General features: G+C 69.1%; 8 protein-coding genes. 3 read left to right on the forward strand and 5 right to left on the reverse strand.

Annotated elements, in window-relative coordinates; all coding sequences use genetic code 11:
- Nucleotides 1-30: 30 nt before the first annotated feature.
- From RMO85_RS15925 to RMO85_RS15935, 3 genes are all read right to left on the reverse strand, one after another.
- Nucleotides 31-522, reverse strand: coding sequence for a MarR family transcriptional regulator (locus tag RMO85_RS15925; RefSeq protein ID WP_310529702.1), 492 nt, complete (start codon nt 520-522; stop codon nt 31-33).
- A 139-nt stretch (nt 523-661) separates the two neighbouring features.
- Nucleotides 662-1,879 (reverse strand): acetyl-CoA C-acetyltransferase, encoded by a 1,218-nt coding sequence (locus RMO85_RS15930; RefSeq protein WP_310529703.1) that lies wholly within the window; start codon nt 1,877-1,879, stop codon nt 662-664.
- A 91-nt stretch (nt 1,880-1,970) separates the two neighbouring features.
- Nucleotides 1,971-2,579, reverse strand: coding sequence for a hypothetical protein (locus RMO85_RS15935; RefSeq protein ID WP_310529704.1), 609 nt, complete (start codon nt 2,577-2,579; stop codon nt 1,971-1,973).
- 115 nt (nt 2,580-2,694) lie between these two features.
- Between RMO85_RS15935 and RMO85_RS15940 the strand changes: the two genes are divergently transcribed.
- Together RMO85_RS15940 and RMO85_RS15945 are read left to right on the forward strand one after the other, a co-directional pair.
- Nucleotides 2,695-2,874, forward strand: coding sequence for a hypothetical protein (locus RMO85_RS15940; RefSeq protein ID WP_310529705.1), 180 nt, complete (start codon nt 2,695-2,697; stop codon nt 2,872-2,874).
- 55 nt (nt 2,875-2,929) lie between these two features.
- Entirely contained in the window at nt 2,930-3,808 is an 879-nt protein-coding gene (locus RMO85_RS15945) for a thioesterase family protein (protein WP_310529706.1), read from the forward strand.
- Nucleotides 3,809-3,811: 3 nt separating this feature from the next.
- On the opposite strand, the gene RMO85_RS15950 is transcribed toward RMO85_RS15945, so the two are convergent.
- The gene (locus RMO85_RS15950) at nt 3,812-4,195 is read right to left on the reverse strand and encodes a globin (RefSeq protein WP_310529707.1); all 384 of its coding nucleotides are present in this window, start codon (nt 4,193-4,195) and stop codon (nt 3,812-3,814) included.
- Between the two features lie 83 nt (nt 4,196-4,278).
- Here RMO85_RS15950 and RMO85_RS15955 point away from each other — a divergent pair, with 83 nt between their 5' ends.
- Nucleotides 4,279-4,704, forward strand: a complete 426-nt coding sequence (locus RMO85_RS15955) for an OsmC family protein (RefSeq protein ID WP_310529708.1) — start codon at nt 4,279-4,281, stop codon at nt 4,702-4,704.
- Between the two features lie 11 nt (nt 4,705-4,715).
- Here RMO85_RS15955 and RMO85_RS15960 read toward each other — a convergent pair whose 3' ends face one another.
- Nucleotides 4,716-5,420, reverse strand: a complete 705-nt coding sequence (locus RMO85_RS15960) for a mechanosensitive ion channel family protein (protein ID WP_310529709.1) — start codon at nt 5,418-5,420, stop codon at nt 4,716-4,718.
- Nucleotides 5,421-5,594: the final 174 nt, after the last annotated feature.

The following is a 5,594-nucleotide window of genomic DNA, read 5'->3' on the forward strand; positions in this document are numbered from 1 at the left end:
TGCGCTAGCGATGCATGGCTCGCGACGGGGTCAGCGGAGTTCCATCTCCGGGTGACCGGCGATGAGTTGGTCGGTGACGGCGTCCATCGCCCGGCCGAGGGCGCCGAAGTCGGCCGGGTCGGCGACGTCCACGAGGTAGGAGCGCACACCCTCCACGTGCAGGGGTGCGGCCTCCTGGAGCAGCTCGAAGCCCTTGTCGGTCATGGTTGCGACGATGCCCCGGCCGTCCTCGGGCGTGGTGCCGCGGACGACGTAGCCGGCCTTCTGCATCCGGTCGACCGTGTGGGTGACTCGGCTGCGCGAGTGGGCCAGTGCGTCGGCGAGCTGCGCCATCCGCATGTTGCGTCCGGGCCGCTCGGAGAGGCGCACGAGGATCTCGTACTCGGTCAGCGAGATGTTGAAGCCGCGACGCAGGTCGTCATCGAGGCGGTCCATCAGCAGCGTGGTGCCGATGACGAGGGCACGCCACGAACGCTGTTGCGCTTCGTCGAGCCAGCGTGGTTCTGGAGCCGAGGTGCCCATGTGCGTTGATCTCCCGTGAGTTGCCGCCGCCCCAGCGGAGCGGTGCTGACCCGAGGGTAACCACCGCCGCCGGGGGTTGGCGGAGAAACCCGCGGACCGTGACCGATGTGTTGCCCGCCGTCGGCAGCGGACGGGTGGGTCAGCTCAGGCGCTCGAGGATCAGCGCCATGCCCTGGCCGCCACCCACGCACATCGTGATCAGGCCGGTGGTCTTGTCGTGCCACTCCAGCGAGTTGAGCAGGGTGTTCTGCAAACGGGCGCCGGTCATGCCGAAGGGGTGCCCCACGGCGATCGCGCCCCCGTTGACGTTGAGGCGGTCGAGGTCGATGCCCAGGTCCTGGTAGGACGGCACGACCTGCGCTGCGAACGCCTCGTTGATCTCGACCAGGTCGATGTCGCCGATGCTCATGTCGGCGTTCGCGAGCGCGCGCCTCGTCGCCTCGACCGGGCCGAGGCCCATGATCTCGGGCGAGAGACCGGAGACGCCCGTGGACACGATGCGCGCGATCGGCGTGAGCCCGAGCTCGGCGGCCCGGGTGTCAGACATGATGACGACGGCGGCCGCACCGTCGTTCAATGCGCAGCAGTTGCCCGCCGTGACCACGCCGTCGGGACGGAACACCGGCTGCAGGCTGGCGATCGCGTCGTACGTGACGCCGGCGCGCGGGCCGTCGTCGGCCGAGACGACCGTGCCGTCGGGAGTCGTCACGGGAGTGATCTCGCGAGCCCAGAAGCCGTCGTTGATGGCCTTCTCGGCGAGGTTCTGCGAGCGCACTGCGAACTCGTCGAGCTCCACACGGTCGAGGCCGCGCATCCGCGCGACGTTCTCCGCCGTCTGTCCCATCGCGATGTAGGCGTCGGGGAGGAGGCCGTCCGCTCGCGGGTCCTGCCAGTCCTGGCCGCCCTGGGCGAGCTTCTCCGTGCGGGCCTGCGCGTCGGAGAAGACCTCGTTGCGCGTGCCGGGGATGTGGTCGGAGGTGCCCTTCGCGAAGCGCGAGACGGTCTCCACCCCGGCCGAGATGAAGACGTCACCCTCGCCGGCCTTGATCGCGTGGAAGGCCATCCGGGTGGTCTGAACCGAGGACGCGCAGTAGCGGGTGATCGTCGCGCCGGGGACCTCGTCCATGTCGTTGAGAACGTTGACGATGCGACCCATGTTGTTGCCCATCTCGCCGCCGGGCAGGCCGCACCCGAGGTAGAGGTCGTCGACCGTCCTGCGATCGAGGGCAGGGATCTTGTCCAGGGCGGTCTTCACGATCAGCGCGGTCAGCTCGTCGGGCCGGAAGTCCTTGAGGGATCCCTTGTTGGCCCGGCCGATGGGGGATCGGGCGACGGAAACGATGACTGCCTCGGGCATGGAGTAACTCCGATTCTCGAACGTCTGATGGGATGCGCCGACCACCCTAGTCGTCCGCTCGGAACGCGGCGCGGGTCGGCTGGCGGGGCTCTCAAGGAGCCGAACGGCCCTCGACCAGCGATCCGAGGAGCAGGTCGAGGCTGTCCGCGACGAAGCCCGCTCGCTGCGGGGGAGGGCGGAGCAGGGCAGCGATGAGTACGCCGTCGACGGCCGCCACGATGGTGGCCGAGACGCCCGCGGCGTGAGGGTGTCCGCCACGGACGAGGATGTCGTCGACGATGGTGGTCAGGCCCTGGCGCGAGTCACGCAACTGCGCCGCCAGGTCGTCGTCGCGCGCGGCCGCGAGGGTGAGCTCGAGCCTGGCCTTGAGCAGGTCGGACTCGTCGAGCCAGCGTTGGAAGGTCGCGCTGGTCGCGGCCACGGCGTGGTCATGGTCACCCGGCTGCTCGGCCAGTTCCGAGGCCAGGGCCTCGACGTCGTTGGCGAGCTGCCACACGACGTACGCCGCCATCGCGGACTGCAGGGCGCTGCGCGAGCGGTAGTACGCCGAGCTCGAGCCCTCGGGCAGACCGGCCGCCCGGTCGATCGCCCGGTGTGTCAGGCCGCGCCAGCCCTGGGTGGCCAGCACCGTCACCGCGGAGTCGAGGATCTGCCGTCGACGGGCGGAGAGCTCCTGGGGCTCTCGTGGTGACGCGGTCATGACGCCTCCCTCCAAGCTGAGTGAGGCACGACACTACCCGCGGGCTTGCGTCTGTACGGGCTCGAGCGTATCTTCTACATATGTAGAGATTCTACAGACGTAGAAAGGAAGTCACATGAGCTTCGAACTGGTCAACCTCACCCCCCTCGTCTTCGCCGTGTTCGCCGTCGCCGGCCTCGCCGCGCTGCTCGCCCTTGCCGCCGGCACCGAGTTCTTCGCCAGCAACCGCAAGGTCCGCGTCGCTCGCCACGAGTCGATCCCCGCCTACTACGGCAACCTCCTCGGCGCCCACTGAGGCCTCCCACTCACGCACTGACGTGCGGACGGCGCGGCTCTGACACCATCGAGGCGTGCGCCACCTCTATCAGTGCCCGATGCGCTGGGCCGACCTGGACCTGCTGGGCCACGTGAACAACGTGGTCTATGTCGACTACCTCCAGGAGGCCCGCGTCGACATGATGCGCAGCCACGGCCCGGCGGTCCGCCGGGGCGAGGACGGGACCGACGGCGAGGACCTCGCCGAGGGTGTCGTCGTGGTCCGGCACGAGGTCACCTACCGAGCCCCGCTGAGGTTCCGGTTCCGGCCCATCAGCATCGAGTGCTGGGTCACCTCGATCCGGGCTGCCAGCTTCACCATGGCCTACGAGATCTTCGACGAGACGCCCGAGGGACGCGTGGTCCACCTTCGGGCCAGCACCGTCCTCACGCCGTACGTCTTCGCGACCGAGCGCCCCCGGCGGCTGAGCCCCGAGGAGAAGGACACGCTCGCCCCCTTCCTCGAGGAGCCGCTGCCGGCGTCGGCGAAGATCCCCCCGCTGGAGCCGTGGGAGCCCGGCCACTACCCGCTGCACGTGCGTTTCTCCGACGTGGACGTCTACGGCCATGTCAACAACGTGAAGTACTTCGAGTACTTCCAGGAGGCGCGGATCCCGATGATGGAGCGCCTCGGCCGCGAACACGCCGACGGCGGTGACCTGCACGTCGTGGTGGCCCAGACCGACGTGGACTACAAGGTGCCGATCCTGTTCCGGCTCGAGCCCTACGACGTGCACTCGCGGATCACTCACGTCGGCACGAAGTCGTTCACCATCGAATCGGAGATCCGAGACGGCGACACCCTGCTGTCGAGGGCGCGTGTCGTGCTGGTCTGCTTCGACTCCGCGACGCAGCGCTCGGTCGAGCCGCCGGCGGCGTACCGCGACACGATGCTCGCGGCGCTCAACGCCTGAGCGTCACTCGAGCGTGTTGACCATGAACTGCGCGGCGTGGGTGACGTAGCCCCAGAACTGCTCGTCCTGCGCGGGCGTGAGAGCCGCGGCGTCGAGACCCTCGCGGAAGTGCACGAGCCAGCGCTGCGCGGCGTCCGGTGTCACGGCGAAGGGCGCGTGCCGCATCCGCAGCCGCGGGTGGCCACGCGTCTCGGAGTAGGTCGTCGGGCCTCCCCAGTACTGCATGAGGAACAACGTGAAGCGCTCCTGGGCCGGGCGGAGGTCCTCCTCGGGATACAGCGGTCGTAGCAGCGGGTCGTCTGCCACGCCTGCGTAGAACGTGTGCACGATCTGGCGAATCGTCGCCTCGCCGCCGATCTCGTCGTAGAAGGTGCTCACGGCCGCCATTGTGTCCTGCGTGGGGGAGAGCCGGTCGGGCGGGCGTGGAAGACTCGGGTGACCACCACTGTCCCCACCCGCAAGGAGCACTCATGCCCACCACCCGTACCGCGAGCACCCACTGGGAAGGCACCCTGTTCGAGGGCGCCGGCAAGGTCACCCTCGAGTCCTCCGGACTCGGCACCTATGACGTGTCCTGGCCCTCGCGCGCCGAGGAGGCCAACGGCAAGACCAGCCCCGAGGAGCTGATCGCGGCTGCACACTCGTCCTGCTTCTCGATGGCGTTCTCCAACGGCCTGGCCAGCAACGAGACCCCGGCGACGTCGCTCGACACCACCGCGGCGGTCGACTTCACGCCCGGCACCGGCATCACCGGCATCAAGCTGACGGTCCGTGGCGTCGTCGACGGCATCGACAACGACAAGTTCGTCGAGCTCGCCGAGGCGGCCAAGGCGGGCTGCCCGGTCTCGCAGGCGCTGTCCGCCGTGCCGATCACCCTGGACGCCGCCCTCGCCTGACGTGGCCGTCGTTACCGCGACTCGTCCTCGGGTACGGCGCCCTCGGTCGCCGGCTCGGGACGGTCCCGGTGCCAGACCACGCGGTGCGTGAACGGCATCTCGATGCCCTCGTAGTCGAAGCGGGCCTTGATCCGCTCCCGCATCGCGCGAGCCACGGCCCACTGCTCCATCGGGGCAGTCTTCAGCGTCACCCGCACGGCCACCCCGTCGATGCCCAGCTGCTCGACGCCCCAGACCTCGGGCTCCTCGATGATGAGCCCCTTGAAGTCCTCCTCGAGCCACAGCTCGTGCGCCACGTCCTGCAGCACCCGCCGGACGTTGGCCAGGTCCTCGCCGTACGCGACATTGATGTCCAGGACGGTGCGCGCCCAGTTCTGGCTCATGTTCCCGACGCGGATGATCTCGCCGTTGCGGACGTACCAGACCGTGCCGTTGACATCACGCAGTCGGGTGACGCGGAGGCTGACGGCTTCGATGGTGCCGCTCGCCTCCCCCAGGTCGACGACGTCGCCGACGCCGTACTGGTCCTCGAAGATCATGAAGATGCCCGACAGGAAGTCCTTGACCAGGCTCTGTGCGCCGAAGCCGAGGGCGACACCGATGATGCCGGCGCTGGCGATCACCGGGCCGATGTTGGCGCCGAGCTCGCTGAGCATCATGGTCACGATGACGGCCACGACCACGCCCGTCACGATGCTCTTGAGCAGGCTGCCCATCGTCTGGGCTCGTTGGACGCGGCGACCGGCCCCCGCTGCCTCGGCGCGGACGCCCTTAAACCTATTTGCCCCAGCCCGGTCTAACGTCGGCATGAACCGTAATATTCCGGCGGCCCTTGGCGTCGCCCTCCTCGCGTGGGGATTCCTCCCGCAACCGGCGGTGCACGCCGTGCC

Source organism: Nocardioides sp. (genome assembly GCF_031422975.1).
Lineage (GTDB): Bacteria > Actinomycetota > Actinomycetes > Propionibacteriales > Nocardioidaceae > Nocardioides.

Bases quoted from the DNA above. Each gene is read 5' to 3' on its own strand.
- RMO85_RS15925 (WP_310529702.1), bottom strand. From the start codon at position 522: ATGGGCACCTCGGCTCCAGAACCACGCTGGCTCGACGAAGCGCAACAG.
- RMO85_RS15930 (WP_310529703.1), bottom strand. From the start codon at position 1,879: ATGCCCGAGGCAGTCATCGTTTCCGTCGCCCGATCCCCCATCGGCCGG.
- RMO85_RS15935 (WP_310529704.1), bottom strand. From the start codon at position 2,579: ATGACCGCGTCACCACGAGAGCCCCAGGAGCTCTCCGCCCGTCGACGG.
- RMO85_RS15940 (WP_310529705.1), top strand. From the start codon at position 2,695: ATGAGCTTCGAACTGGTCAACCTCACCCCCCTCGTCTTCGCCGTGTTC.
- RMO85_RS15950 (WP_310529707.1), bottom strand. From the start codon at position 4,195: ATGGCGGCCGTGAGCACCTTCTACGACGAGATCGGCGGCGAGGCGACG.
- RMO85_RS15955 (WP_310529708.1), top strand. From the start codon at position 4,279: ATGCCCACCACCCGTACCGCGAGCACCCACTGGGAAGGCACCCTGTTC.
- RMO85_RS15960 (WP_310529709.1), bottom strand. From the start codon at position 5,420: ATGGGCAGCCTGCTCAAGAGCATCGTGACGGGCGTGGTCGTGGCCGTC.